Raw genomic sequence first — 24,322 nt, 5'->3', positions numbered from 1 at the left:
GCCGCCCCCGTTGTCGTGCTACGTCCTACGCCCTCCCCGGCCGGTCCAGTATGGCCGCTGATGTACGCAGTGTGTACGCCGAGGGGCGGCTGCCGGGGCCCATGCGGCGCATCGCTTTCAAGATGTGACCTGGCGGCAGCTGCCACCGCAGACCTGCGGGAATGCTGCGCAGCAGGGTACCGGTGAGGCGCAGGCGACGAGTGATGACGGGTGCCGGCGCAGCCGCCCGGCCGTACAGACGGTGCGCGTAGCCGGGGAGGGAACCGTAGGCCAGTTCCGCGACCGGGCGCCACAGCAGGTTTCGGCCAGGGATGAGGAGGGCAGGGGTGGGCGGGCTCCGCAGGAAGGCGACCACGGCGCGGGCGTCGGGTCCGGCGGCGAGCTCGGGGCGGACCTTCTCGAAGTACGCGGCGAGGGCTGACGTGTCGGCCGGCACGTGCGCCGGGTCGAGGCCGACCAGGCGGGCGTTGACACGGTTCTCGTCGACGTAGCGGTCGGCCTGGGCGGCGGTGAGGGGGATCCCTGAGCGGCGCAGGATGTGCAGGAAGCTGTCGATCTGCGCGCAGTGCACCCAGAGCAGCAGCTCGGGGTCGTCGACGGGGAACCGCTCGCCGGTGGCGGGGTCGGTGGCGGACAGGCTCCGGTGGATCCGGCGGACGCGGGCGCCGGCGCGCTCGGCGGCCTCGGTGGTGCCGTAGGTGACGGTGCCGACGAAATCGGCGGTGCGCAACAGCCGGCCCCAGGCATCGGAGCGGAAGTCGCTGTTCGCGACGACCCCGCGGACCGCGCGGGGGTGCAGGGCCTGGAGGTAGAGCGCGCGGACTCCGGCGATCCACATGATCGGGTCGCCGTGGCACTGCCAGGTGACGGACGCGGGCCCGTAGAGCCCGGGGTCGGCCCCGAGCGGGGGCGGCCCGCTCCCTCGGTCGGGCGGCGTCGGTGCGCTCCCCCGGGTCGCGGCCATTCCCGTACCTCCCGTACGTCCCGTATCGCCCGTGACTCCCGTACGTCTCGCCTGCCCCGCGTGCCGGGGCGGCGCTCGGCCGCCCTCTGCTCCAGCCTACGGGCGTGTGCCGCACCATCGTGACGTGCGGAGGGCGGCGTGGAGGTGAAGCGCGCGAACGGGCACCGCTACGGGCCGCCCTCGCGCAAGCGGAAGCCGGTGATCAGGTCGGGTCGGATCCGGATCGCTCCCGATGCGCTGCCCACGGCCCAGGGCTCCAGGAGGCGCACGTACCGCTCGATCTCGTCCGGGTCGGTGACAGCGGTGGCGTAGCCGGTGGCGACCACGCTCCAGCCCAGGTGCTCACCCGGATCGATGTCGTCGGCCTCGTAGGCGACGACCACGCCCGTACCCTGCCGGGTCGCGAGCAGCGCCGCCAACGTCGATCCGTCCTGGACGCGGACGATGATGTCGCCGGCATCGAGAACGTGGTTGACCGGGCGCACGGCGGGCAGTGCGTGCCGGGTGAAGACGATCCGGCCCAGTTCGGCGCTGCCGAGCAGCTGCAGCGCCTCGTCGGCGCCGAGCTCGTCCATCTGCCGTCCCGGCACACTGCCGGCAGACGAAGCGGTGGTCGCACCGGCCGGGTGGCTTTTCATCGTGGACGTCCTTCGTCGAGCGAGCAGGCCGCGATCCGGATGGACGGCGTGGTGAGGGAGCCGAACACCCCCGGTCTCCAAGCCGTGCCCATTCCCGAACGTCCCACGCCTGCCAGTCGGACAGGGGCGAGAGCCGTGAACGGGCCGTCTGCAGCCAGGATCTCCGCGTACGCCGATCCCGGACATGGGCCGATCGGCCCCTGGACGGGACCACAGGGCCCATGCCCAGGATCGGCGGGAAGGCCAAGACTGAAGACGGACTCGAACAGGAGGCCGTCCATGAGCACCCCTTCACCCACCCGTATCTCCGAGGCACTGCCCGCCGACTGCCGCTCCCGTCTGATGGCACTGGCCCGAGAGGTCAACTTCGAGGAAGGGACGCGTCTCTTCCGCGAGGGCGGCCACGCCGACCGGTTCTGGATCGTCCGGTCCGGCACCGTGACCTTGGACGTCCATGTGCCCGGGCGGCGCGCCGCGGTCATCGAGAGCCTCGGCGCCGGCCAGCTGGTCGGCTGCTCGTGGCTCTTCAAGCCGTACTCCTGGCGCCTGGGCGCCGAGGCTATGACACCCGTCCGCGCGTACGAGTTCGACGCGGAGCGCGTGCGGGCGCTGATGGACACCGACACCGCTTTCGGCTCTGCCCTGGGCCACTGGGTCGGGCAGGTCCTCGCCAACCGGCTGCAGGCCGCCCGCGTGCGCCTTCTCGATCTGTACGCGCCCTACGGCAGCGGCAGCTTCCTCTGATCGTCCGTACGCCGAAGGAGGCGGCCATGCCCGCATCCCGCTACACCGTCAGTGACGTCATGACGCACACGGCCGTGGCCATAGGCAGGGAGGCGTCCTACAAGGAGATCGTCGAGCTGATGCACGAGTGGAAGGTCAGCGCGGTCCCCGTCCTGGAAGGCGAGGGCCGCGTCGTGGGAGTGGTCTCCGAGGCGGATCTGCTGCCGAAGGAGGAGTTCCGGCGTACGGACCCCGCGCTGCCCGATCAGCTGGAGGAGGCTTCCAAGGCCGGCGGGGTGCTGGCCGAGGAGCTCATGTCGAGCCCGGCGATCACCGTGCACCCGGACGCGCCCGTCGCCGAGGCCGCCCGGATCATGGCGCGCAAGCACGTCAAGCGCCTGCCCGTGGTGAACGCGCTCGGCATGCTGGAAGGTGTGGTCAGCCGCAGCGACCTCCTCAAGGTGTTCCTGCGGCCCGACGAGGAGCTCGAGGAGGAGATCCGCGAGAGCGTGCTCACCGAGCTGACACCCGGTGTGAGCGTGGACCTCGCCGTACAGGACGGGGTTGTCACTCTGCGCGGCCCGCTCCGGGACCGGGCCCTGGTCCCCCTCCTCGCACGGGCGATCCGCGCGGTCGAGGGTGTCGTGGACGTCCGGATGGAGCTGGAAAGCACCATCGCTGCCTAAGCGGCCCTCCTCGTCAGCCACAGGGTGCATGGTGCGCCTTACTGCGACAATTCTGATGGAAACGCGTAGACGGGACCGAGCCAGGGGCGACCATGTCCGACGATCCGAACGCCTCCGCAGAGGCGCCGATCAAGGTGTTCCTCCTCGACGACCACGAGGTGGTCCGACGCGGGCTGCATGACCTTCTGGACGCAGAGCCGGACATCACCGTCGTGGGCGAAGCCGGCACCGCGGAGCAGGCGCTCGCCCGCGGGCCGGCGCTCCGTCCGGACGTCGCCGTACTCGACGTGCGGCTCCCTGACAGCGACGGCATCACCGTCTGCCGCGAGCTGCGCTCGCGCATGCCGGGTCTGGCCTGTCTGATGCTGACCTCGTTCGACGACGAGGACGCCCTGCTGGACGCGATCATGGCAGGGGCTGCCGGCTACGTCCTGAAGCAGATCAAGGGCTCCGATCTGGTCTCGGCCGTACGAACGGTCGCCACCGGCCAGTCCATGCTGGACCCCGCGACCACTGCCCGCCTGATGCACTCCCTGCGCGACCCGGAAACGGCGAAGGCACCGGAAGACGCACGCCTGGCGGCGCTGTCCGAACGGGAGCGGGCCGTCCTGGAGCTCATCGGCGAGGGCCTCACCAACCGGCAGATCGCCAAGCAGCTCTACTTGTCCGAGAAGACGGTCAAGAACCACATCTCCCGGTTGCTGGGCAAGCTCGGCGTGGAGCGACGGGTCCAGGCGGCCGTGATCGCCGCCCAGGTGCGCGAGCACGACACCGGGGCGGCCAACCGGTAGGAACGCCTAAGCCGGTCACTTTGGCGGAACGAGAGGTACCTGCCACTCCAGGCGAGTGCCCCGCTCCCCGTCCCCCCGCGCCGCAACCTCCATCCGGCCGCTGAGCCTTTCGGCACGCTCCGCCAGGTTCCGCAGTCCGCTGCGCCGGCCGCCTGCGGGCAGGCCGACGCCGTTGTCGGTCACGGTGACGATCAGGCTCCCGTCGGCCTCAGCGATCGAGACCTCCGCCCGCGTGGCCTCGGCATGGCGGGCGACGTTGGTGAGGGCTTCCCCCACCACGGCGAGGGCCTCGTCCGCGACGGCCGACGGTACGCCGGTGTCGATCAGCCCCTCCATCCGCAGGGCCGGGGCGAAGCCGAGGGCCGCCGAGGCCTCATCCAGAGCCTGGACCAGACGGGAGCGCATCTTGGGCGCCTTGCCGGGGGCCTCGTGCTCGCGGAGGCCGAAGATGGTCGATCGGATGATCTTGATGGTCGCGTCCAGGTCGTCCACGGCGCGCGCGAGGCGTTCGGCCGCCTGGGGATGGTCGACGAAACGCTGGGCGCTCTGGAGGGTCATGCCGGTGGCGAAGAGGCGCTGGATGGCCAGGTCGTGCAGGTCACGGGCGATGCGGTCGTGGTCCTCCAGCAGGCTCATCTGCTCGGCGTCGCGGCGCCGGTCGGCGAGCTCCAAAGCGAGGGCGGCCTGGCCCGCGAAGCCCGGAAGTGCGGCGATTTCGGCAGACGCGAACACGGGGCGACCGTGCCTCCTGGCCAGGATCAGGACGCCGCTCAGTCTTTCCTTGGTGCCGACGGTGACGGCGACCGCCGGGCCGAAGCCCGTCCACCTCTCCGGTTGCACGGTGACGCGCTCGTCGGTCGCCACGTCGGGGACTGTGATGAGACCGTCGCGGGCCAGTGCGGCCTCGGCGAGAGTTCCCCGAGTACTGGGCAGGACGATCCCGCGGTGCGCCTCGGCTCCCTCCCCGAGAGCGAGCGAGCCCCTCAGTTCACCGCCGGAGCCGAGCAGGTAGAAGGCACCCATGGCCGCGCCCGTGATGTCCTTGGCCCGCTCCAGCATGCCCTCGAGGACCTCGTCCTCGGGCGCTCCGGAGAGCAGGGCGCTGGTGATGTCCGAGCTGGCCTCCAGCCACCGCTCGCGCAGCCGGACCTCCTCGAACAGCCGGGCGTTCTCGATGGCGATGCCGGCCGCAACGGCGAGGGTGGACAGGACCGCCTCGTCCTCGGCGTCGAATTCGGCTCCGCCCCGCTTCTCGGTCAGATAGAGGTTGCCGAAGACCTCCTCGCGAACCCGGATCGGGACACCGAGGAAGGAATGCATCGGCGGGTGATGGGCCGGGAATCCGTACGAGGCGGGATGCCCGGACAACTCCGACAGCCGCAGCGGCTCGGGGTGGCGGATCAGCTCGCCGAGGATGCCGTGGCCGGACGGCAGGTCCCCGATCTGCGCGCGGAGGCCGTCGCTGATGCCGACGGGAAGGAACTCCGCCAGCCTCTTGTCGTCCCCGATGACGCCGAGGGCCCCGTATTCCGCGTCCACGAGCACCACGGCGGCTTCGACGATGCCGCGCAGGACTTGCGGCAGGTCGAGTTCCCGGCCCACCGACATGACGGCCTCGAGCAGACCGTTCAGCCGGTCCCGCGTGCCCCTGACCTCGTCGATCCGTACCTGCAGCTCGTCGAGCAGCTCGTCGAGCCGCAGCCGCGGAACACCGCTCCCGGTGGGCTGCTCGCCTCCGCTCATGCCCACCTCCAGCCGGAAGCGATGGCGTGACGGCCATCGCTTCCACGGTATCTCCGGCCGGAGGGCCCGGCCTTCCCATTCAGCGGGCGATTGCCCCGTACGGCCTCTGCTCGTGCCGAGAGGTACCGGTGCCGTCGTGCAGGTGCCCGGCGGGGCTGACGCAGGCCGAGGCCGCACGCCGACTGGCCCGGTACGGACGCAACGAGGTGGCACCTCCGCGACCCACGCCTCCACGGCCACTGGCTCGGCAGACGGCATCTCGGTCGCGCGAGTGGTCATGGCGGGCTCAGTCGGTGGGGACGGTGATCACGGGGCAGTGCGCACGGTGCAGGAGGCCGTGGACGACGGAGCCGATCCGCATGCCGGTGTACCCGCCGCGGCCGCGCCGGCCCACGACGACGGCCAGGGCGAATTCGGCGGCCCGGGCCAGTTCCTCGACCGGGTGGCCGGTGAGGACCTCGTGGGTGACGTGCACGTCCGGGTACTTCTCGGACAGGCCGGCGGTGGCTTCGGAGAGCAGAGTGCGCTGCGCCCGCAGCGCCACCTCCTCGTCGTCCAGCATGATCAGCGGCCGCTGCCACACGCAGACGACCCGCAGCGCCGCACCCCGGAGGTCGGCCTCGTCGAAGGCGAAGGCCAGCGCGGCCGTGGCGGACGCGCTGCCGTCGATACCCGCCACGATGTAGGGCGGCTGCTGGCTGATGTGCTCGGAGTCGCCCACGACGACGACCGGGCAATGGGCCTGGGCGGTGACGGGTACCACGAGCGAGCCGGCGCTGAAGAACTCGGCGGTTCGGCTCAGGTGCCGGGACCCGAGGACGATCATGCGGGCCTCTCGCGCCGCACCGCCCAGGACGGGGGCGGGGAAGCCGCCGAGCAGATCACCGGTGACGGCCACCTCGGGGTGGCGGTCACGCACCCAGTTGCACGCTTGTTCGAGCCTGTCGGATCCGGTCTGCCGCAGGGCGGTCTCGCCGGGGGTGTCATCGACGTGCTGGGTGTCGTGCTGGGGCGGTACCGCGAGCACCAGGCGCAGCGGGAGCCTGCGCCGTTGTGCTTCGTCGGCGGCCCAGGCCAGGGCGAGGTGCCAGTTCCTGTCCGGGTCGATGCCCACGACGATGTCACGGCTTCCTGCAGGGTGGATGGTCATGACCGGCTCCCGAAGTCGCTGCCTGTCCGGGGAATGAGGACCACGGGGCAGTGGGCGTGGTGCAGCAGGCTGTGCGTCGCCATGCCCAGGTTGGGGGCGAGTCCGAGGGGCCCTGGGACCCGGCGGCCGCCCATGACGAGCAGGTCCGCGTGACGGGACGCCTCGACGAGGACACCGGCCACGGAGATGCTCTTCTCGGCATCGGCCTGTACCTCCAGGTCCGGGAACTCGTCGCGGACCACGTCCGTAACGGCCCGCAGGGCCTCTGCGTGCCCACTCGCGATCTCGTCCACGCCGTCGAGCATGCTGACCACCTCGCCGACGGACTGGAGCACGTTCCACACGTGCAGCAGCCGCAGGGAGGCCTTGTGCAGCTCGGCTTCCTTGGCGGCGTACCGGGCGATCAGGAGGTCGTGTTCGTCGCGGATCGCCGCGAGGACCGTACCGGTCTCCTCGGTCCCGTCGACGCCTCGGACGACGATGAGGGGCGTCATGGCGGCGGCCGCGACATCCAGGCCGACCGATCCGAGCATGAGGGAGTCGAACCCGCCCAGGCCGCGGTTGCCGACCACGACCGTGCCGTGGAGCCCGCCCGCCCGGTGCAGGCTGTCGACGGCACCCGCGCGGCTGAATTCGGTGGTCACGGTCAGCCCGGGGTACTCGGCCGACACGGCCTTCGCCGTGTCGTCCAGGAGCGCCCGACCGTTGACGCGGACCCGTTCGATGGTCTCCGCCGACAGGTACAAGGCCCTGCCGTCGGTGTCGGCGCCGTACACGATGTGCAGCGGACGGTCCCGGCGTTCTGCCTCCTTGGCCGCCCACAGGGCAGCGACGCGGGCCGGCTGCGAGCCGTCCACGCCGACGACGACCGAGCTGGTGTCGGGCGTACGGAAGGTGCTTTCCACGATTCCTCCCAACCGAGAAGCCGATGAGGGACACCTCTCACGCTGGCACCGTCGGTGCTTCGGGAAGAGGGCCTCCCGGGGCCGCCGACGGGGCCAAAGGTCCCCATCGCCACGGCTTGGCACCCCGGGCCCTTACGGGCCCCCGGACGGGACCGTTCGGCCCTCGATCGTCGGCGGTCGAGGACGGATGGTGGGGGCACACCCCACACCGGACACCAGCGTCGCGTGACACGCGGAGCAGGAGGGCCTCATGAAGCACATCAAGGTGGCGGACCTGATGACCGACGAGGTCGTCTCCGCGGCCCCGGGTACCGCCTTCAAGGACGTTGCGAAGCTCCTCGCCCAGTACGACATCTCCGGTGTCCCTGTCCTGGACGACGAGGACCGCGTGATGGGTGTCGTCTCGCAGACGGACCTGCTGGCCCATGCGGGACCTGGCCCCGGTTCCTCCTGGCAGAACGGCACAGCGGGGGAGCCGCCCACCGCGAGCGACGTCATGTCCGCGCCCGCGGTCACCGTCCGCGCCGAAGAGACAGCGGCCGACGCCGCCCGGCTGATGACCCGCCGTGCCATCGAACGCCTCCCCGTCGTGGACGTGGAAGACCGGCTCGTCGGCATCGTCACGCGCCGGGACCTGCTCCGCATGTTCCTGCGCCCGGACTCCGAGATACGACGACGTATCAACGACGAGATCCTCGCGGAGGCACTCGGCGTGCCGACCGAGGACGTCGACGTCCACGTGGTGGACGGCGTCGTCACTCTGGAGGGCCATGTCGAACGCCGGAGCCAGCTCCCCCCACTCCTCGGCCTCGTCGAGCAACTCGAAGGGGTCGTCGCTGTGGCATCGCGTGTCACCGCCCGCACCGATGACACGGCAGCCACGTACGCGGACCAGGCCCGGCACGCAATGCCGTGGTGATGAACACCGGAGCTCACGAAGGGAATCGCAGCCATGAAACACCACGTGACCGTGGGAGTCGACGGCTCCCCGGAAAGCCGGGGAGCAGCCCGCTGGGCAGCGCAGGAGGCCCTCCTACGGCAGGTGCCGCTGCGGCTCGTGCACGCCGTCGACTGGCCCTTGGACCCGGTGCTCCCCGGCCTGGGCCGCCAGGACGTGGACCGCTGGGCGGACCAAGCCCTGACCGAAGCCGCGCAGGAACTGCACGGGCGCCACCAGAACCTGGAGATCACGACCCGCTGCCTGACGGCCCGGCCGGCCGCCGCCCTCGCGGCCGAAGCCGCCGACGCCGGGCTGCTCGTTCTGGGATCGCGCGGTCTGGGCGGCCTGGTCGGTTTCGTCGCGGGCTCGGTGGCGATGTCCACTGTGGTCGCGACGGACACCCCGGTCGTCCTCGTTCGCGCCGCCGACGACCCGGACGGCCCGGGCACCGGCTCCGGCGCCGAGATCGTCGTGGGCGTCGACATCCACGAAGCGTGCGACCGGGTACTCGCCTTCGCCTTCGAAGAGGCGGACCGTCGTCACTGCCCCTTGCGGGCCGTGCACGGCTGGAAGATGCCGGCCGCCTACAGCTACGCCCCCTTCTTCGACCCGGACAACGAACGGGACATCGGCAGGAGCGTCACGCACATGGTGGGCGACATGCTGCTGCCCTGGCAGCACAAGTTCCCCAACGTGAACGTCAGCCACAACGTGTTCATGGGATCGGCGGGCGGGCATCTCGTCCGGGCCTCGCAGGGCGCGGGACTCGTCGTCGTGGGACGCCGTGTGCGCCGCTCCCCGCTCGGCGCGCACCTCGGCTCGGTCGCCCACGCGGTCCTGCACCACGCAGCAGCCCCCGTGGCCGTCATCGCCCACGACTGAAGGAGCGGAAAACCGGTGAACGCCCGTGCGAGGAACGCACCAAGGGCGGAAAGAGTCCGTCCGCTTCTCGCGGATCCCGATTGTGCGGTGCACGGCGCTCGGCCGCTTCTCCGCATCCTCGCAAGGACCCTTTCCGCACTTCCATGGAACCACCCCCGGGCGGGGCCCGCCAGGGTCGGCCGGACCGCCTCGGGCCCCGGACGTCCCTACCCGCAAAACGGTCGCCCTTCGCACCATCGCAAGTGCCGGCCGTTCCATCGAGGAGGAAGACCATGAAGCACCTGCGCAACGTCGAGGACGTCATGACACACACCGTGATCTCTGTCGACCGAGGAACCGCGTTCAAGGACATCGTGGAAGAGCTGCGGATGTGGAACGTCAGCGCGCTCCCCGTCCTTGGCAAGGGCGGACAGGTGGTCGGCGTCGTCTCCGAAGCCGACCTGCTGCTCAAGCCCCAAGGCTCCGACACGGCCCACGATGCCACCGCCGAGCAGCTGATGACCCGCCCGGCCGTGACCGTCACGAAGGACGCCACCATCCCCACCGCGGCACGTCTGATGGCCCGAAGGCACCTCAAGCGCCTTCCCGTGGTCGACGGCGACGGCCGCCTCGTCGGCGTCGTCAGCCGCGGTGACCTGCTCAAGGTCTTCCTGCGCCCGGACGAGGACATCGGCGCCGAGATCCGCGAACTGATCATGTACCAGCTGCTCCCGCAGGTTCCCGCCGAAGCACACGTCCACGCGCACGGCCCCGTCGAGGTGCACGTCCACGTCGCCAACGGCATCGCCTACCTCACCGGGTCGCTGCCGGACCCCGCGATGGAAGACATCGTCGTGCGCGCCGCCGGCACCGTACCGGGCGTCGTCGACGTCAAGGCGGATTTCACCGCCCCCGTCTCCGCCTGAGGGCACGATGCACCGCAGCGTCGCGGACCTGATGACGCACACCGCCGTCACCGTCCGGCGCACGACCGCGTTCAAGGAGATCGCCCGGCTCCTGAAGGAGTACGACACCTGAGTGGAGCGTGGTCCGCGCGGCCCGCATCATGCAGCGGCACCGGGTCAAGCGGCTGCCGGTCGTCGACGAGCAAGGCCGCGTGGTCGGCATCCTCAGTCGCAGCGACCTGATCCGGCTCTTCCTCCGTCGCGACCACGCGATACAGCAAGAGACGCTCGAGGACGTCCTCACCCGGACTCTCCACCTGGCTCCTTCGGCCATCACCGTCGAAGTCGACAACAGACTGACCTGCGCCGAGGCCGAGCCGAGCTGAGTGTGCAAGCAGGGGCCGGTCGGTCCCCGGATGGGCCGCTCGGTCCTTCCCAGGGCACCACAAGCGGAAGAGGCTGAGAGAAGCCGACCATACGGCCCCGGGAGGAACACCATGTCGAACCGGATCACGGTAGGTCTGGACGGATCGGGCGCCGACACCGCCGCTGCCGACTGGGCCGCCCACGAGGCCGAACTGCGTGGCGCGGCCCTGGAACTCGTCCACGCGGAAGACTGGGCGCAGTACGGTCCTTTCGCCGTGCCGCTCCCCGAACCGCGTGATCAGTGGGCGGAGGAGCTCCTTTCGCGCACACGGGACCGGCTGCTGCGCGAGTACGGCGCGCTCGACATCAGCACCCACGGCACCAAAGGACTCACGGCCTCCAAGGTCCTCGCCTCCTGCGCAGCCGATGCGGACCTGCTCGTGCTCGGCTCACGCGGTCTCGGCGCCATGGCCGGGTTCGTCGTGGGCTCGACCGGCTCGGCGACCATCCCCGAGACCGACACGCCCGTCGTCCTCGTGCGCTCCGTCGACGGCCAAGACCGTCCGCCCAGGCCCGCGGGTGATGCCGGACCGGTGGTGCTCGGAGTGGACCTGCGCAGCAACTGCGATCGGCTCCTCGCTTTCGCCTGCGAGGAAGCGGACCGGCGGGCCTGCCCGCTCGTCGTCGTACACGGCTGGTCGCTCCCGCCGGTCTTCTCCTACGCTCCCGTCCTCGATCCCGGCGTCGAGAAGGAGATGGCCGACGGACTCGAGACCACGCTTCGCGAGCTGCTGAGCCCCTGGGAGAAGAAGTACCCGCGGCTCGCCCTCGATGCCCGCATCGTCATCGGCCAGCCCGCCAGCCAGATCCTGGACGCCGCGTCCGGCGCGGCACTCGTCGTGGTCGGCCGGCGAATCCGCCGTCCGGCACTCGGTGCCCGCATCGGCCCCATCACCCACGCGGTGATGCACCACGCCACCTCACCGGTCGCCGTCGTGGCGCACGACTGAGGCCGCATAGACAGGACCAGTCCCGTGACCGCAACACACCTCGACCCCGACACCGTCATCCAGCTCGTCGGCGACGCCGTCACCGCCCCGTCCATGCACAACGCCCAGCCATGGAAGTTCGTGTTCCATGCCGGCAGCGGCGCCCTCGCCCTGTACGGCGATCCGGAACGCGCGATGACGCGGACCGACCCGAACCACCGCAGCCTCCACCTCGGCTGTGCCGCGGCACTGTTCAACCTCCGCGTGTCCGCAGCCCGGATCGGTCTCCCCGTCCGCGTTCAGCTCCTGCCCGACGACGCCGAACCATGGCTGCTCGCCACGGTGACCATCGACGAAACTGCGGGCGCGGACCGCGAGCTCGCCTCCCTGCACGACGCCGTCCGGCGCCGGCACACCAGCCGCTACCCCTTCAGCGAGGAGCCGGTGCCGACCGCACTGCTCGACGGTCTGTGGGCCGCGGCCCACTTGGAAGGCTGCCGCCTCACCGTCCCGGACACCTGGCACATCGACACCGTGCTCGGGCTGGTACGGGACGCAGAACACCGCGAGGAGATCGATCCGCTCGCCCGGGCGGAAACCGCGACCTGGGCCTCCCCCACGCAGGACGCTTCGGGCACGCGTAGTGACGGCATTCCCGCCGCCGCGTTCGGACCGAAGGCTTCTGGCGGCCGCACGCCCGTACGTGACTTCGGCTGGGCCAACCCGATACCGGATCGCGGCTGGGCCGTGTTCGAGAAGCGGCCGCAACTGGCTCTGCTGAGCACCCCGGGGGACACGAGAGCCGACTGGCTGCGCGCCGGCCAGGCAATGGAGCGGGTCCTTCTGCAGGCCACTGCCGACGGACTTGCCACGTCGATGACGTCACACCCCCTGGAGTGGCCGGAGTTGCGCTGGACGGCCCGCGACCCGGTCGCGGCCATGGGACACGTGCAAATGGTCTTCCGCCTCGGCTACGGCCCCGCAGGCCCCGACACGCCCCGCCGCCCGTTGACCGAGGTCCTGGAAATCCGGGAGTAGACACCACCGGCGCCTACCGCGGTTCAGTCGCGTGAGGGACTCCAGATCCATCGGGGAGAGCTTCCACCGGCGCAACGGGTCCTCCGCACGGGCGCGGAACCGCTCCTCCTGCACTGCATCGCTGACGGAGAACCAGTACTTGCGGAGCAGGATCCCGTCCTCCACCAGCATCCGCTCGAAGACCGGACACTGCCGCAGGAAGAGCTGGTGTTCCGCGGGCGTGCAGAAGCCCATGACGTGCTCGACCCCGGCCCGGTTGTACCAGCTGCGGTCGAACAGCACGATCTCGCCGGCGGCGGGCAGGTGCTCGACGTACCGCTGGAAGTACCACTGGGTACGCTCCCGCTCCGTCGGTGTGGGCAGCGCGGCGATGCGTGCGACACGGGGATTGAGGTGTTCTGCGACGCGCTTGATCGTGCCCCCCTTGCCCGCGGCGTCACGCCCCTCGAAGACGACGACCAGGCGGGCGCCTTCCGCGCGCGTCCACTCCTGGAGCTTGACCAGCTCCGTCTGGAGCCGCAGCAGTTCTCTCTCGTAGACCGCCTTCTTAAGGCCCATGGCCGTCTCCGCCCCTCTGCCGTCCGATTCTGCGATCAAGTCAGTCACGGCCAGCGGCCGTACGCAACGACGCCGCTCACGCCTCGGCGCGTCGCGATCCCGTCGTCCTGCCGGCGTTCCCGCTCCCCGCCCCGCAAGGCCGGGCTGTCGATACGCTGGCTCCGCACGGGGCGGGCGGCGAAGGGGAATCACGTGGGTGTGGGGGATCCGTTGACGCAAGTGCCTCGGATGCGGCTGGACGAGCTGCTCGACGAGCTCCAAGTACGAATCGACGCCGTGCGCGGCACCCGGGACCGGGTGCACAGCCTGCTGGAGGCCGTCGTCTCGGTGGGCCGGGAACTGGATCTGGCCCAGGTGTTGCGGCGGATCGTGGAGGCAGCGGCGCTGCTCGTGGACGCCGAGTACGGGGCGCTGGGGGTCATCGGCCCCCACGGCCGCACGCTGTCGCAGTTCCTGACCGTGGGGCTCACCGAGGAAGCCATCGCCGAAATCGGTCCCCTGCCGGCTGGTCACGGTCTGCTCGGAGAAGTCATCCACCACCCGGAGCCCTTGCGCCTCACCGATCTCGGTGCTCACTCCTCGTCGTACGGGTTTCCACCGCACCACCCGCCCATGCGCACGTTCCTCGGCGTGCCGATCCGGGTGCGGGACGAGGTGTTCGGGAACCTCTATCTGACCGACAAGCGGGGCGGGGTCGATTTCGACACCGAGGACGAGACGGTGATCTCCACCCTCTCGGTGGCGGCGGGCGTGGCGATCGACAACGCCCGGCTGTACGAGGCGTCGCAGCGCCAGCAGCGGTGGCTCAAGGCCAATGCGGAGATCACCGAGAGCCTGCTGTCGGGCAGTCCCCGTCCGGCTGTGCTGGAGCTCATCGCCCTCCGGGCACGGGAGATCACGGGCGCCCGCATCTCGGACATCTCCATGCCGGTTCCCGGTGCCGAGGGGCTGTTCGTGGAGTTCGCGGCCGGTGCGGACAGCAAGGCCCGGCAGGGGCTCGTCGTCCCCTTCGCAGGATCTCTCTCGGGAACCGCTCACCAGACCGGGCAACCCGTGGCGGTCGTTCACGCCTCGGACAACGGCCGCTATCCGGCCGATGCGCAGACACAGGGCGGGCTGGGTCCCGCCGTCGCGGTCCCGCTGGGCACCACAGGCGGAGAGAGCAGGGGCGTACTCCTGCTCGCGCGCGCAGCCGGCGAGCCCGTCTTCGGCGAGAACGAGTTGGAGCCGCTCGTCGCCTTCGCGGGGCAGGCGGCCATCGCCCTGGAGCTGGCGGAGCGGCGCCGGGACACCGAGCAGATCGCACTGCTGGAGGAGCGGGACCGGATCGCACGGGACCTGCACGACCTGGCCATCCAGCGGCTCTTCGCCACGGGCATGACCCTCCAGAGCGCCGCGCGGCTCGTCGAGCACGAGGGGGCCGCCGAGCGCATCAGCCGTGCGGTCGACGACCTGGACGAGACCATCAAGATCATCCGATCGACGATCTTCGGTCTGCGTACCAAGGATCGTGAGAGCGGACCGGGTCTGCGGGCCCGCGCTGCCCGGGCGGTCGGCGACGCGGCCATCACCCTCGGCCATCCGCCGCGTCTGAGCATGGAGGGCCTGCTCGACACGGACGTCCCGTCCGAGGTGGCCGACCACGTCATGGCTGCGCTGGGCGAGCTCTTGAGCAACGCCGCGCGCCACGCAGGGGCGACCAGGGTCGCCGTGGCCCTCAAGGCGGAGCCGGGCGAGATCGTGCTGACGGTCTCGGACAACGGCAGGGGCATCCCGGCCCAGGGCCGCAGGAGCGGCCTGCGCAACCTCGACGACCGGGCGCGGGGCGTGGGCGGGTCCTTCACCGTGGACACCCCCGGCGACGGGGGCAGCCGACTCGTCTGGCGGGCACCGCTCCCCACCGGGAGCTGACGGGGCCGACTCGATCATCCCCGGGCAGCCGTCTCCGGCAGCGTCCGCTCCGCTTCCAGCCGGAATCCGGTGACGAGGGCGGGGCGGATCCGCAGGGCCCGGGCCGTGGGGCGTCCCGCCCAAGGACGCAGCATGGAAGCGAACCGGGCCGCCTCGTCGGCGTCGGCCACCGGCCGCGCGTAGCCGGTGACGACGACGCTCCAGCCGAGGTGGGTGACGGGATCGATGGCGTCCGCTTCGTAGGCGACGACCACGCCGGTGACATCGGCCGGGGCCATGAGGGATGTGAGCGCCCCGTCGTCGTGGATCCGCACGATGATGTCCTCGCCCTCGACGAGATGGTTGACCGGGCGCACTGCCGGCAGAGCGTGCTGCGTGAAGACGATTCGTCCCAGGGACACGGTCGCCACCAGTCTCAGCGCCTCCGTCCTGTCGAGCTCTCGCATGTGCCGGGCGGCCGTCACATCGCCATCCTGCATCGGTGCGCTGTATGCCGCCGCCCTCCTTCATCCTGCGCACCTTCATCCGGCATCGGTCGGTCTTGCGGCTTCCGAGCCACCAGCCTCCTTCTCGAGCACCACGAGAACCAGGGACGAACGGTCCCGACCCGGAAACAGACTCCGGCCACCGCCCTGATCAGGCCGCCGCGAGCCCCAGCTCGCGGTCGGCCCCGAGCACCCGCATCGACTTGGCCACCAGAGGGGGCACGCCACACAGCCGGAGCGTGGTTCCGGCCGAGCGGCAGCGGTGGTGCACGCGCATGAAGAGGTCGATGCCCGAGCTGTCGCAGAAGGAGATCCCGGACAGGTCCAGGACGAGGCCGTGTTGAACGGACGCGGCGAGTTCGGTGAGGCGGGGCTCCACCTGCGCCGCCGTGTGGAAGTCGAGTTCTCCTGCCAAGGTGACGCGCAGATCACCGTCGTTCCTCACCACGGCCTTCAGATCGATCAAGGCGGTCATTTCGGAGCCTCCACGCTGCGTGCGGCTCTGAAGCCGAGCCGCGCCTTTCCCCGTGCGGCTCCAGCTCACCGGACTCAGACCGGTCCGGGGAAGGTCCATATGCCCCCTGTGGAGGGCCGAAGGTCCCTTTCCCATGGGGCCTCTTTCCGCGGGGAAACGGGTGGATGAGGGCCTATCGGCCCTGTCCGTTCGGCCCCTTCGGCAGGCAGGATGCTGGAGTTCGTGCGCCCCGGACGGACCCAGCCGAAGGAGTTGCGTCATGACCGACAGCGGTGCTCCCTCCCCCGCCAAGACGCCGATCACGGTCTTCCTCCTCGACGACCATGAAGTCGTGCGCCGCGGGGTGCACGATCTGCTGGACGCGGAGCCGGACCTGAACGTGGTCGGCGAGGCGGGCACGGCGGAACAGGCCCTGGTCCGGATCCCCGCGCTGCGCCCCCAGGTGGCGATCCTGGACGTACGACTCCAGGACGGAGACGGGGTGAGGGTGTGCCGGGAGCTGCGCTCGCGGATGCCCGAGCTGGCCTGCCTGATGCTCACCTCGTTCGATGACGAGGAGGCCCTGCTGGACGCTGTGATGGCGGGCGCCTCCGGCTACGTACTGAAGCAGATCACCGGCACCGACCTGGTCACCGCCGTACGCACGGTCGCGGCCGGCCAGTCCATGCTCGATCCCGGAGCCACGACCCGGCTGATGGCCCGCATGCGCGGTGACGTGCCCAAGGAGGAGCAGGTCCCGGGTCTGCCCGGCTTCACCGACCGGGAGAAGGAGGTCCTCGTCATGGTCAGCGAGGGTCTCACCAACCGGGAGATCGGCAAGCGGCTTTTCCTCGCCGAGAAGACCGTCAAGAACATCATCTCGCGTCTGTTCACCAAGTTGGGTGTGGAGGGCCGCGTCCAAGCAGCCGTGATCGCCAGCCATACGCTGGTCCCGCCGAGCCAGCGCCCCATGCCGGCCGCCGAATAGCCGGAAGGTTCAGGGGTGCGGGACCACCGCCACAGGGCATGCCGAGTGGTGCAGGACCTCATGGGCCACGGACCCGATGTGCGCCCCCACCGCCGACTCGCGGACCCGCCGGCCGACGACGAGCAGTTGCGCGTCGGACGCAGCGGCCAGCAACACGTGGCCGCCACTGCCCTGCTCGACGTGCGCGACGACTTCGACCTCCGGGTACTTCACCCGCCACGGCTCCAGTGCCTGCTCCAGCGCCGCCTTCTCGTACGGCTCCAGGCCACCGGACTGGTCGGCGATCCACATCGACCCGGGGCTGTAACCGTAGACCGGAGGCAGGCTCCAAGCGCGGACAGCACGGAGCGGCACCTTGCGTGCCGCGGCTGCCTCGAAGGCGATGCGCAGTACCTCGGCGGACTCCTGCACGCCGCCCTGCTGCCCGACGACGACCTCGCCCTCCTCCGGCACGGCGACCGGCTTGCCGTGCGCGGAGCGTACGGACACGACGGGGCACTCCGCGGCGGCGATCACCTGCTGACCGTAGGATCCCAGCAGGAAGCCGACCAGCGCTCCGTGCCCGCGAGTGCCGATGACCAGCAGCTTCGCATCTTTGGCGGCGTGCAGCAGGGCCGGCACGGGCGCATCGGAGAGCACTTCCGCGGTGAGGTCCAATCCCGGGTACCGGTGGGTGAGCTCGCCCTCGACCTCCTGCAGGACGTCGTCGGCGCGGCGGGCTTCGGTATCGCGGTCCTGGACGATCGGGGCGGCCAGCGGCGCCCACAGCCAGGCATGGACCACGTGCAGGGGCAGGTCACGTCGTACGGCCTCCTGTGCGGCCCAGTCCGCCGCGGCCCGGCTCTGAGGGGATCCGTCCACTCCGACAACCAGGGTGCGCTTCACGAGTCTGTCCTCCGTACTGATGCCGCAGCATCGGGGGGTCGGTCGGCAGGGAGCGGCGCCGGCCGGGGGGACCGGCACCGCCGACCTCACTCTCCCGGCTGGGCGCCGTGGCACACAGGGGCCAACGGTCCCTCCCCCAGGGCCGGTCCTCCCCTCGCGGCGCCGACTCGGGGAGGGCAGTGTGGAGGCATCGGCTCAGTCGACGAACGTCCCGGACCGTCGCACTCAGGAGCGGGCATGACCTCGTACCCCATTTCGGAGCTCGACGCGCACTGGCGCGCAGCCAACTATCTGGCAGTCGGCCAGATCTACCTCATGGACAACCCCCTGCTCACCGAGCCGCTGAGGCCCGAGCACATCAAGCCGCGACTGCTCGGCCACTGGGGCACCTCTCCCGGCCTGAACCTCGTCCACACCCACCTCAACCGGGTGATCAAGGGCCGGTCGCTGGACGCCCTGTGCGTCTGGGGTCCGGGCCACGGCGGTCCGGCCGTCCTCGCCAACTCCTGGCTGGAGGGCACGTACACCGAGACCTACCCGGACATCACGCGGGACGCGGCCGGCATGGCCAAACTGTTCCGGCAGTTCTCCTTCCCCGGCGGCGTGCCGAGCCACGTGGCCCCCGAGACGCCCGGCTCCATCCATGAAGGCGGCGAGCTCGGATACTCCCTCGCCCACGCCTACGGAGCCGCCCTCGACCACCCCGGCCTGCTGGTCGCCTGCGTCATCGGGGACGGCGAGGCCGAGACGGGGCCACTGGCGGCGTCCTGGCACTCGAACAAGTTCCTCGACCCGGTCCACGACGGCGCGGTCCTGCCGATCCTCCACCTGAACGGCTACAAGATCGCCAATCCGACGGTGCTGTCCCGTATCCCCCAGGCCGAGCTCGACTCGCTGCTGCGCGGATACGGCCACGACCCGCTGTACGTGACCGGCAGCGACCCCGCCCAGGTGCACCACGCCATGGCCCGCGCGATGGACGAGGCCCTGGACCGCATCGCGGTCATCCAGCGCGAGGCCCGGACGGCGGGCACCGGTCCGGGCCGGGAGTACGCGCGCTGGCCGATGATCGTGCTGCGCACCCCCAAGGGCTGGACCGGCCCCGCCACCGTCGACGGCGACCCGGTCGCGGGCACCTGGCGTGCCCACCAGGTGCCGCTCGCAGGAGTGCGCGAGAATCCCGCGCACTTGAAGCAGCTGGAGACCTGGCTGCGCTCATACCGGCCGGAGGAGCTCTTCGACGTCGGCGGGCAACCGTCCGAGCAGGTGCTCGCGTGCGTCCCGCAGGGTGAGCGCCGCCTGGGCGCCGTCCCGTGGGCGAACGGCGGGCGGCTGCTGCGGCCTCTCCCGCTGCCCTCCCCCGGTGCGTACGCCGTCCCCGTCGACAAGCCGGGCAACAGCCTCCACGAACCGACGCGGGTCCTCGGGCGCTTCCTCAGCCAGATCATGCGCGACACCGCCGAGCGGCGGGACTTCAGGGTCGTCGGTCCGGACGAGACCGCCTCCAACCGGCTGGACGACCTCTACGACGCCACCGGCAAAGCCTGGCAGGGGCTGACGGAGGCCACGGACAGGAACCTCTCCCGGGACGGCCGCGTCATGGAGATCCTGTCCGAACACGTCTGCCAGGGCTGGCTGGAGGGGTACCTCCTCACCGGCCGCCACGGGCTCTTCTCCACCTACGAGGCCTTCGCCCACATCGTCGACTCCATGGTCGGCCAGCACATCAAGTGGCTGAAGACCTCGCGCGACCTGCCCTGGCGTGCACCCATCGCCTCCCTCAACTACCTGCTCACCTCGCACGTCTGGCGCCAGGACAACAACGGCTTCTCCCACCAGGACCCCGGGTTCGTCGACCACGTCCTCAACAAGAGCCCCGAGGTCGTACGGGTCTACCTGCCGCCGGACGCCAACACGCTCCTCGCCGTGGCCGATCACGCCCTGCGCAGCCGCGACCAGGTCAATGTGATCGTCGCCGGGAAGCAGCCCTCCTTCGACTGGCTGCCCCTCGACGAGGCCCTCGTCCATGTCACGCGGGGCGCCGGCATCTGGGAGTGGGCGGGAACCGACCACGGCTCCCGCGAACCCGACGTCGTGCTCGCCTGCGCCGGCGACGTACCCACCATGGAGGTCCTCGCCGCCACGGCCCTCCTGCGCGAGCACCTCCCGTCGTTGGCCGTCCGAGTCGTCAACGTCGTGGACATCGCTCGGCTGATGCCCCACGAGGAACACCCGCACGGAATGACGGACACCGACTACAACGCCCTCTTCACCACCGACAAGCCGGTGATCTTCGCCTACCACGGCTATCCGTGGCTGATCCACCGCCTTGCCTACCGCCGCACCGGCCACCCGAACCTGCACGTCCGCGGGTACAAGGAGTCCGGCACGACGACCACCCCCTTCGACATGGTCGTGCGCAACGACCTCGACCGGTACCGGCTCGTCATGGACGTCATCGACCGCGTCCCGGGCCTGGCCGGCCGCGCCGAGGGCCTGCGCCAGGCCATGGCCGACCAGCGCATCCGCCACCACCGCTGGATCCGCGAGCACGGCACCGACCTGCCGGAGGTCGCGGACTGGTCCTGGCCGTACTGAGCCGACCACGGACCGCGGCAGGGGGGAGGCCCTGGCGGTCCCGTACTCTTGGTCAGTCCGGTCAGCTCGATCGCCGGCCCGTCACCCATGGGTCCAGTCTGAGCCCGCTGCCGCACAGCCGCCCGCTCATCCGAGGTCGTAGGCCGTGAGGGGAGCGCTCTGTGGTGCGGCCCCCGCTGCTGCCATGTCGCCGTAGGCGGCGCGCTTGAGCTGTTCCGCCAGGTTCTCCAGGGCCCGGGCGGCCGCGAGTTCGTCGCCGATCTCGGGCACGTCCTTGTCCGTCGGGTTGCAGCGGGCGGTGCCGTGGCCCGTGAGACGCGTGGTGCCGGTGTCGAGTTCGACGCGGACCTTGGTCGTGTGCTCGTCCTCGAAGAGGTAGACGTGGGTCTTCCATTCGCTCGTGTGCAACATGGTGTGCCTCCGGTCGGATCAGGAGTAACGGTGGTGCCGGCGTCGGGCCCAGCGCCGGAGCTCGTCGCTTCCCCAGACCAGCGGCGGGAAGGCCGAGATGAGGAGGACGACGTCCAGCGGGAGGGCGGCGGTGCCGAAGAGGTTCTGGAGCGGCGGCGCGTATACGAGCGCCGCGGTGAAGACGAGTTCGAAGGCGACCTGCCGCTCCAGTGGGCTCGGCTCACGACGGGTGCGCCGGCTCAGGGCCGCGATCCGCCCGAGCTCGGTGTGGTCGCCGGTGGCGAAGACGATCGCCTGCGCCTGGCCTTCGGTGGCGGTGGTGCCGCTGAAGACGAGGTTGGGCTCCTGGAACGGGGAAAGGCCGTCGAGGCCCGGGCCGGCAAGGCGCTCGACCGGGGTGGACTCGCCCGTGAGCATGGAGAGGTCAGCCTCTGCTCCTCCCTCGGTCAGGCGGGCGTCGGCGGGTATCCGGTCGCCTTGGGCGATGAGGTCACCGGGGACCAGGTCCCGGGCCGGCACGTGCTGTGCCTGTCCGTCGCGGATCACCTGGGCCTGCGCGGGAAGGTAGCGGGCCAGGGTTTCGACGGCCTTCTCGGCCTGCCGTTCCTGGACGAGTGCGAATCCGGCGTTGACGAGGATGACCGCGACGATCGCCCAGCCGAGCACCGCGATGGCGGCGATGAAGGCGAGGGCGGCCGCGGCCCACAGCAGCAGGGCCAGCGGGTGGACCAGTTGCCGCAGCAGTTCCCTCAGGGTGCCCGTGCGGGCGGAGCGGCGGACCTCGTCCGGGCCGTAGACGGCCAGCCTGCGTTCCGCCTCCCGGCTCGACAGCCCCCGGCGGCCGGTGTGCAGCTCGCGACGGAGCAGGGGAAGGGGATCCAGGGGATCCGGCGCGGTGTCCGGCGTGAGGTCCGGCGCGGCCGTCTCAGTCATCGCCGGCTCCCTGTCCGGGGCGCAGGCGGCCGGACCACAGGGGCTCGACGCCCGCCCACTCGGACTCCCAGGCCCGTGCGCTGCGCGCGTCCACGATACGCAGGCGCACGGCGACGAGGGCGCCGCCGGCGAGGACGATCCCTGTCAGAGATCCAGTGCCGATGGCCACCGCGTTCAGAACGATGTCGGTCCGGCTGGGCGGCGCGGCGGCCGCAGTGCCGTTTCCGTCGACCCACAGGCGGACCGTGTCGCCCTTCCGGGTTCCTGCCGGAACGAGGACGGTTTCCGTGTGCGGACGCTGCGAGGGGTAATGCCACGTGGCGGTCGCCACGGTGATCGGCCGACTGCTCGGCTGGTCTCCCGCTCGGTAGGTGGTCTCGCTGACCGTGGTGGCCGTCACGGTGTGCCGGTGGCGCGCGACGTTCTCGGCAGCGCGGTGGCCGTCCGTCCAGGCGGCACGCCCGAGGGCGAAGCCTACGACGACTGCCAGCAGGCAGGTCAGCGCGAAGGCGGCACGCATACGGGTCCGGGTGCGGTCGGCATCACGCCTGAGCGGGTTGGCCCCCGTCCCTGTCGTCCGGTGGTGCATGGCACGCCTCCGTGCTGATGCGTGCCGAGCCGGGCCGTCCCTTCAGGCGGCGAGCTCGGCGCTGATGTGGTGGGCCCAGTTCTGGATCCGTTCGGGATTGCGGAAGTCCCCACCCTTGCCCTGACGGGTCAGTGCCTTGGCGAGGAAGCCGGGGGTGTGGGCCGTGACGCTGCCGCCGAAGGTCATGTGCTCGCGCGCTCCGACCAGCTGCATCTCCCGGGCGACGGCGGAGACCGGGGGGATGTCGTGTTCCTCGGCGGAGCGGTCGAGCGGGCCGCTGCTGAACATCCACACCGGGCGGTGCCGCAGGGAGTCGGCATTGCGTTCGGCGCAGTGCTTGGCCTTGCTGCTCCAGTGGCCGGCATAGAGGGAGCCGCCGAGGACGACGGCGTCGTAGGCGCGGACGTCGTGGACCTCGTCGGCGGGCAGCACGACGGCGTCGAGACCGTCCTCGCGGAGGGTCTTGCCGAGCTGTTCGGCAATGCCTGCGGTGGCTCCGTGCTTGGTGCCGTAGGCGACCAGGACGCGCTTGGTGCTCATGGCGGGTACTCCTTGGTTCCATGGTGCGGGGCTGACACCACTGTCACGCGGCCGACGGCAGGTCCGCTTGGGCCGGACGGATCCCTGCGGGGACCATTCGGTCCTCAACGTGGCGGTTCCTCGGCGGCGGCGATGTGCTGCTCGGCGGCGGCGAAGCTGTCCGGGGCGACGGCGACGCGACGTAGGCCGGGTTTCGCCGCTGGGCCGCTGTCCGCACAGGCCCACCGGACGTCCCAGGGTCTGGACCCGCGGGAGGGGGATCCGGATGAGGTCGGTGACGGCCGGGTCGTTCTCGTCGAAGTCCTGGGCGAGGAGGATGTTGGAGGGGATCTCGGCCATCACGCAGACCTTGGGGCCGTTCTCGCCGCGCCGCAGTCCTTCAGCCGCCATTACCTCGATGACCTTGTCGGCCTCTTCGAGGGTGCGGCAGAACGGGATCATGACGATGACGCCGGTCAGGCCCATCTCCTCGCGCACCCGGCGCAGAGCCTGGCATTCGAGGACGAAGCCTTCCCGGTAGCCGTCGCTGTAGTCGCGGCCGGCACCCCGCCATCCGATCATCTCGACCGGTTCGAAGGGGCGGCCGCCGAGGAGGTTGGCGTACTCCTTGGTCTTGAAGTCGCCGGTGCGGACGACGACGGGGTCGGGCCGGCGGGAGGCGGCGATCCGTGCGATGCCGTACGCGGGGCGGTGGGTGAAGTACCGGCCGCGGTCGAGGTAGCCCTCGGTGAGCTGGTCGACGGCGCAGCGGTCGGAGGCATCAAGGCCCTGGTGCACGACGATGAACTCCGGCGGGCGGCCGCCACCGGCGGAAGGCGGCGGACGGACCGGCGAGGTTGAGCATCACCCGGGTGCGGGTGGCGGGCAGGGCACAGGTCCGTCTCGCTCTCCTCGTACGGGAGGCGGCCGCGTACACCTTGCCCCGGCTGCCCTCGGTGCACGAGACGGTGACGTCGGCGCCGTCGCGCAGCGCCTCGGTGGCGTTCCCGGTGCCGAGGTGACGAGCACGGCGCCGGCCGGGAAGCTTGATCGTGGCGAAGTCGGGCGGCCCACGCCAGCCGGCGTCGGTCAGCCGTCCGGTCAGTTCACCCAAGGAGGCGTTCTTGCCGCCTGCGCTGCCGATGTCGCCTCGGCCGAGCGCGGTGAACGGTACGACGCGTCGCATGTGTCCCATGACGTCCTCCGGGGCTGCCTGTCGGCAGGGATCAGTACGGCAGGGGGCGACCGGACGGCGTGCGCAGATCCGGCGGAGCGGGCTTGTGAGGCTGCTT

The 24,322-nt window shown here is 71.0% G+C and carries 24 protein-coding genes and 3 pseudogenes; 13 read left to right on the top strand and 14 right to left on the bottom strand.

What is annotated here, in order from left to right; translation table 11 throughout:
• Window positions 1–25 precede the first annotated feature (25 nt).
• Window positions 26–964, bottom strand: coding sequence for an oxygenase MpaB family protein (locus AB5J51_RS34180; RefSeq protein WP_369779405.1), 939 nt, complete (start codon window positions 962–964; stop codon window positions 26–28).
• Between the two features lie 167 nt (window positions 965–1,131).
• Entirely contained in the window at window positions 1,132–1,602 is a 471-nt protein-coding gene (locus AB5J51_RS34175) for a pyridoxamine 5'-phosphate oxidase family protein (protein WP_369779404.1), read from the bottom strand.
• Window positions 1,603–1,881: 279 nt separating this feature from the next.
• Here AB5J51_RS34175 and AB5J51_RS34170 point away from each other — a divergent pair, with 279 nt between their 5' ends.
• The 3 genes from AB5J51_RS34170 to AB5J51_RS34160 all read left to right on the top strand — a co-directional run bounded on the left by AB5J51_RS34170 (window position 1,882) and on the right by AB5J51_RS34160 (window position 3,802).
• Window positions 1,882–2,346 carry a Crp/Fnr family transcriptional regulator gene (locus AB5J51_RS34170; RefSeq protein ID WP_053787154.1) on the top strand — a complete coding sequence of 155 codons (465 nt, stop codon included), beginning with the start codon at window positions 1,882–1,884 and terminating at the stop codon, window positions 2,344–2,346.
• Between the two features lie 26 nt (window positions 2,347–2,372).
• Complete coding sequence (locus AB5J51_RS34165) at window positions 2,373–3,011, top strand: CBS domain-containing protein (RefSeq protein WP_369779403.1); 639 nt, start codon at window positions 2,373–2,375, stop codon at window positions 3,009–3,011.
• A 92-nt stretch (window positions 3,012–3,103) separates the two neighbouring features.
• Window positions 3,104–3,802 (top strand): response regulator transcription factor, encoded by a 699-nt coding sequence (locus AB5J51_RS34160; RefSeq protein ID WP_136222129.1) that lies wholly within the window; start codon window positions 3,104–3,106, stop codon window positions 3,800–3,802.
• Window positions 3,803–3,817: 15 nt separating this feature from the next.
• Here AB5J51_RS34160 and AB5J51_RS34155 read toward each other — a convergent pair whose 3' ends face one another.
• Window positions 3,818–5,545: a GAF domain-containing protein gene (locus tag AB5J51_RS34155; RefSeq protein ID WP_369779401.1), complete on the bottom strand. Its 1,728-nt coding sequence runs from the start codon at window positions 5,543–5,545 to the stop codon at window positions 3,818–3,820.
• 26 nt (window positions 5,546–5,571) lie between these two features.
• On the opposite strand from AB5J51_RS34155, the pseudogene AB5J51_RS34150 reads away from it, so the two are divergent.
• Window positions 5,572–5,763 (top strand): annotated as a pseudogene (locus AB5J51_RS34150) (cation-transporting P-type ATPase); the annotation flags it as partial.
• 68 nt (window positions 5,764–5,831) lie between these two features.
• On the opposite strand, the gene AB5J51_RS34145 reads toward AB5J51_RS34150, so the two are convergent.
• Together AB5J51_RS34145 and AB5J51_RS34140 are read right to left on the bottom strand one after the other, a co-directional pair.
• On the bottom strand, window positions 5,832–6,695 hold the full coding sequence (locus AB5J51_RS34145; RefSeq protein WP_369779400.1) for a universal stress protein: 864 nt from the start codon (window positions 6,693–6,695) through the stop codon (window positions 5,832–5,834).
• Window positions 6,692–7,600 carry a universal stress protein gene (locus AB5J51_RS34140; protein ID WP_369779399.1) on the bottom strand — a complete coding sequence of 303 codons (909 nt, stop codon included), beginning with the start codon at window positions 7,598–7,600 and terminating at the stop codon, window positions 6,692–6,694. Before AB5J51_RS34140 ends, AB5J51_RS34145 begins: the two co-directional genes overlap by 4 nt.
• A gap of 250 nt (window positions 7,601–7,850) precedes the next feature.
• Here AB5J51_RS34140 and AB5J51_RS34135 point away from each other — a divergent pair, with 250 nt between their 5' ends.
• From AB5J51_RS34135 to AB5J51_RS34110, 6 genes and pseudogenes are all read left to right on the top strand, one after another.
• Window positions 7,851–8,519: a CBS domain-containing protein gene (locus tag AB5J51_RS34135; protein ID WP_369779398.1), complete on the top strand. Its 669-nt coding sequence runs from the start codon at window positions 7,851–7,853 to the stop codon at window positions 8,517–8,519.
• A gap of 33 nt (window positions 8,520–8,552) precedes the next feature.
• Window positions 8,553–9,422, top strand: a complete 870-nt coding sequence (locus tag AB5J51_RS34130) for a universal stress protein (RefSeq protein WP_369779397.1) — start codon at window positions 8,553–8,555, stop codon at window positions 9,420–9,422.
• A 272-nt stretch (window positions 9,423–9,694) separates the two neighbouring features.
• Window positions 9,695–10,327 (top strand): CBS domain-containing protein, encoded by a 633-nt coding sequence (locus AB5J51_RS34125; protein ID WP_053787146.1) that lies wholly within the window; start codon window positions 9,695–9,697, stop codon window positions 10,325–10,327.
• A gap of 7 nt (window positions 10,328–10,334) precedes the next feature.
• Window positions 10,335–10,665: pseudogene (locus AB5J51_RS34120) on the top strand (CBS domain-containing protein); the annotation flags it as partial.
• 138 nt (window positions 10,666–10,803) lie between these two features.
• A complete protein-coding gene (locus tag AB5J51_RS34115) occupies window positions 10,804–11,682 on the top strand; it encodes a universal stress protein (protein ID WP_369779395.1) in 879 nt (292 codons plus the stop codon).
• Window positions 11,683–11,775: 93 nt separating this feature from the next.
• Window positions 11,776–12,495 (top strand): annotated as a pseudogene (locus tag AB5J51_RS34110) (nitroreductase); the annotation flags it as partial.
• A 48-nt stretch (window positions 12,496–12,543) separates the two neighbouring features.
• Here AB5J51_RS34110 and ppk2 read toward each other — a convergent pair.
• The gene (ppk2, locus tag AB5J51_RS34105; RefSeq protein WP_369779394.1) at window positions 12,544–13,257 is read right to left on the bottom strand and encodes a polyphosphate kinase 2; all 714 of its coding nucleotides are present in this window, start codon (window positions 13,255–13,257) and stop codon (window positions 12,544–12,546) included.
• A 228-nt stretch (window positions 13,258–13,485) separates the two neighbouring features.
• On the opposite strand from ppk2, the gene AB5J51_RS34100 reads away from it, so the two are divergent.
• Window positions 13,486–15,168 (top strand): GAF domain-containing protein, encoded by a 1,683-nt coding sequence (locus AB5J51_RS34100; RefSeq protein WP_369780358.1) that lies wholly within the window; start codon window positions 13,486–13,488, stop codon window positions 15,166–15,168.
• A 14-nt stretch (window positions 15,169–15,182) separates the two neighbouring features.
• Here AB5J51_RS34100 and AB5J51_RS34095 read toward each other — a convergent pair whose 3' ends face one another.
• Together AB5J51_RS34095 and AB5J51_RS34090 are read right to left on the bottom strand one after the other, a co-directional pair.
• Window positions 15,183–15,647, bottom strand: a complete 465-nt coding sequence (locus AB5J51_RS34095; protein ID WP_369779392.1) for a pyridoxamine 5'-phosphate oxidase family protein — start codon at window positions 15,645–15,647, stop codon at window positions 15,183–15,185.
• 157 nt (window positions 15,648–15,804) lie between these two features.
• Complete coding sequence (locus tag AB5J51_RS34090; RefSeq protein WP_053787140.1) at window positions 15,805–16,128, bottom strand: STAS domain-containing protein; 324 nt, start codon at window positions 16,126–16,128, stop codon at window positions 15,805–15,807.
• A gap of 259 nt (window positions 16,129–16,387) precedes the next feature.
• Here AB5J51_RS34090 and AB5J51_RS34085 point away from each other — a divergent pair, with 259 nt between their 5' ends.
• Window positions 16,388–17,095, top strand: a complete 708-nt coding sequence (locus AB5J51_RS34085) for a response regulator transcription factor (protein WP_053787139.1) — start codon at window positions 16,388–16,390, stop codon at window positions 17,093–17,095.
• A gap of 9 nt (window positions 17,096–17,104) precedes the next feature.
• On the opposite strand, the gene AB5J51_RS34080 is transcribed toward AB5J51_RS34085, so the two are convergent.
• Window positions 17,105–17,980 carry a universal stress protein gene (locus AB5J51_RS34080; RefSeq protein ID WP_369779390.1) on the bottom strand — a complete coding sequence of 292 codons (876 nt, stop codon included), beginning with the start codon at window positions 17,978–17,980 and terminating at the stop codon, window positions 17,105–17,107.
• Between the two features lie 237 nt (window positions 17,981–18,217).
• Here AB5J51_RS34080 and AB5J51_RS34075 point away from each other — a divergent pair, with 237 nt between their 5' ends.
• On the top strand, window positions 18,218–20,578 hold the full coding sequence (locus tag AB5J51_RS34075; protein WP_369779388.1) for a phosphoketolase: 2,361 nt from the start codon (window positions 18,218–18,220) through the stop codon (window positions 20,576–20,578).
• 126 nt (window positions 20,579–20,704) lie between these two features.
• Here the strand turns inward: AB5J51_RS34075 and AB5J51_RS34070 are convergent, their stop codons facing one another.
• The 5 genes from AB5J51_RS34070 to AB5J51_RS34050 form a co-directional block, all read right to left on the bottom strand.
• On the bottom strand, window positions 20,705–20,989 hold the full coding sequence (locus AB5J51_RS34070; RefSeq protein WP_136222150.1) for a DUF1876 domain-containing protein: 285 nt from the start codon (window positions 20,987–20,989) through the stop codon (window positions 20,705–20,707).
• Window positions 20,990–21,007: 18 nt separating this feature from the next.
• Complete coding sequence (locus tag AB5J51_RS34065; protein WP_369779387.1) at window positions 21,008–21,922, bottom strand: cation-transporting P-type ATPase; 915 nt, start codon at window positions 21,920–21,922, stop codon at window positions 21,008–21,010.
• Window positions 21,915–22,442, bottom strand: coding sequence for a hypothetical protein (locus tag AB5J51_RS34060; protein WP_053787136.1), 528 nt, complete (start codon window positions 22,440–22,442; stop codon window positions 21,915–21,917). Before AB5J51_RS34060 ends, AB5J51_RS34065 begins: the two co-directional genes overlap by 8 nt.
• A gap of 111 nt (window positions 22,443–22,553) precedes the next feature.
• Window positions 22,554–23,828 carry a flavodoxin domain-containing protein gene (locus AB5J51_RS34055; RefSeq protein ID WP_369779386.1) on the bottom strand — a complete coding sequence of 425 codons (1,275 nt, stop codon included), beginning with the start codon at window positions 23,826–23,828 and terminating at the stop codon, window positions 22,554–22,556.
• A complete protein-coding gene (locus AB5J51_RS34050) occupies window positions 23,812–24,225 on the bottom strand; it encodes a hypothetical protein (protein ID WP_369779385.1) in 414 nt (137 codons plus the stop codon). The genes AB5J51_RS34055 and AB5J51_RS34050 overlap by 17 nt, the downstream gene beginning before the upstream one ends.
• Between the last annotated feature and the right edge of the window lie 97 nt (window positions 24,226–24,322).

The sequence above is a fragment of the Streptomyces sp. R33 genome (assembly GCF_041200175.1).
GTDB lineage: Bacteria > Actinomycetota > Actinomycetes > Streptomycetales > Streptomycetaceae > Streptomyces > Streptomyces katrae_B.
The sequence above is the reverse complement of the archived record's forward strand: the minus strand, read 5'-3'. Positions and strand labels throughout refer to the sequence as shown.

Bases quoted from the DNA above. Each gene is read 5' to 3' on its own strand.
- AB5J51_RS34180 (WP_369779405.1), bottom strand. From the start codon at position 964: ATGGCCGCGACCCGGGGGAGCGCACCGACGCCGCCCGACCGAGGGAGC.
- AB5J51_RS34175 (WP_369779404.1), bottom strand. From the start codon at position 1,602: ATGAAAAGCCACCCGGCCGGTGCGACCACCGCTTCGTCTGCCGGCAGT.
- AB5J51_RS34170 (WP_053787154.1), top strand. From the start codon at position 1,882: ATGAGCACCCCTTCACCCACCCGTATCTCCGAGGCACTGCCCGCCGAC.
- AB5J51_RS34165 (WP_369779403.1), top strand. From the start codon at position 2,373: ATGCCCGCATCCCGCTACACCGTCAGTGACGTCATGACGCACACGGCC.
- AB5J51_RS34160 (WP_136222129.1), top strand. From the start codon at position 3,104: ATGTCCGACGATCCGAACGCCTCCGCAGAGGCGCCGATCAAGGTGTTC.
- AB5J51_RS34155 (WP_369779401.1), bottom strand. From the start codon at position 5,545: ATGAGCGGAGGCGAGCAGCCCACCGGGAGCGGTGTTCCGCGGCTGCGG.
- AB5J51_RS34145 (WP_369779400.1), bottom strand. From the start codon at position 6,695: ATGACCATCCACCCTGCAGGAAGCCGTGACATCGTCGTGGGCATCGAC.
- AB5J51_RS34135 (WP_369779398.1), top strand. From the start codon at position 7,851: ATGAAGCACATCAAGGTGGCGGACCTGATGACCGACGAGGTCGTCTCC.
- AB5J51_RS34130 (WP_369779397.1), top strand. From the start codon at position 8,553: ATGAAACACCACGTGACCGTGGGAGTCGACGGCTCCCCGGAAAGCCGG.
- AB5J51_RS34125 (WP_053787146.1), top strand. From the start codon at position 9,695: ATGAAGCACCTGCGCAACGTCGAGGACGTCATGACACACACCGTGATC.
- AB5J51_RS34115 (WP_369779395.1), top strand. From the start codon at position 10,804: ATGTCGAACCGGATCACGGTAGGTCTGGACGGATCGGGCGCCGACACC.
- ppk2 (WP_369779394.1), bottom strand. From the start codon at position 13,257: ATGGGCCTTAAGAAGGCGGTCTACGAGAGAGAACTGCTGCGGCTCCAG.
- AB5J51_RS34100 (WP_369780358.1), top strand. From the start codon at position 13,486: ATGCGGCTGGACGAGCTGCTCGACGAGCTCCAAGTACGAATCGACGCC.
- AB5J51_RS34095 (WP_369779392.1), bottom strand. From the start codon at position 15,647: ATGCAGGATGGCGATGTGACGGCCGCCCGGCACATGCGAGAGCTCGAC.
- AB5J51_RS34090 (WP_053787140.1), bottom strand. From the start codon at position 16,128: ATGACCGCCTTGATCGATCTGAAGGCCGTGGTGAGGAACGACGGTGAT.
- AB5J51_RS34085 (WP_053787139.1), top strand. From the start codon at position 16,388: ATGACCGACAGCGGTGCTCCCTCCCCCGCCAAGACGCCGATCACGGTC.
- AB5J51_RS34075 (WP_369779388.1), top strand. From the start codon at position 18,218: ATGACCTCGTACCCCATTTCGGAGCTCGACGCGCACTGGCGCGCAGCC.
- AB5J51_RS34070 (WP_136222150.1), bottom strand. From the start codon at position 20,989: ATGTTGCACACGAGCGAATGGAAGACCCACGTCTACCTCTTCGAGGAC.
- AB5J51_RS34065 (WP_369779387.1), bottom strand. From the start codon at position 21,922: ATGACTGAGACGGCCGCGCCGGACCTCACGCCGGACACCGCGCCGGAT.
- AB5J51_RS34060 (WP_053787136.1), bottom strand. From the start codon at position 22,442: ATGCGTGCCGCCTTCGCGCTGACCTGCCTGCTGGCAGTCGTCGTAGGC.
- AB5J51_RS34050 (WP_369779385.1), bottom strand. From the start codon at position 24,225: ATGGGACACATGCGACGCGTCGTACCGTTCACCGCGCTCGGCCGAGGC.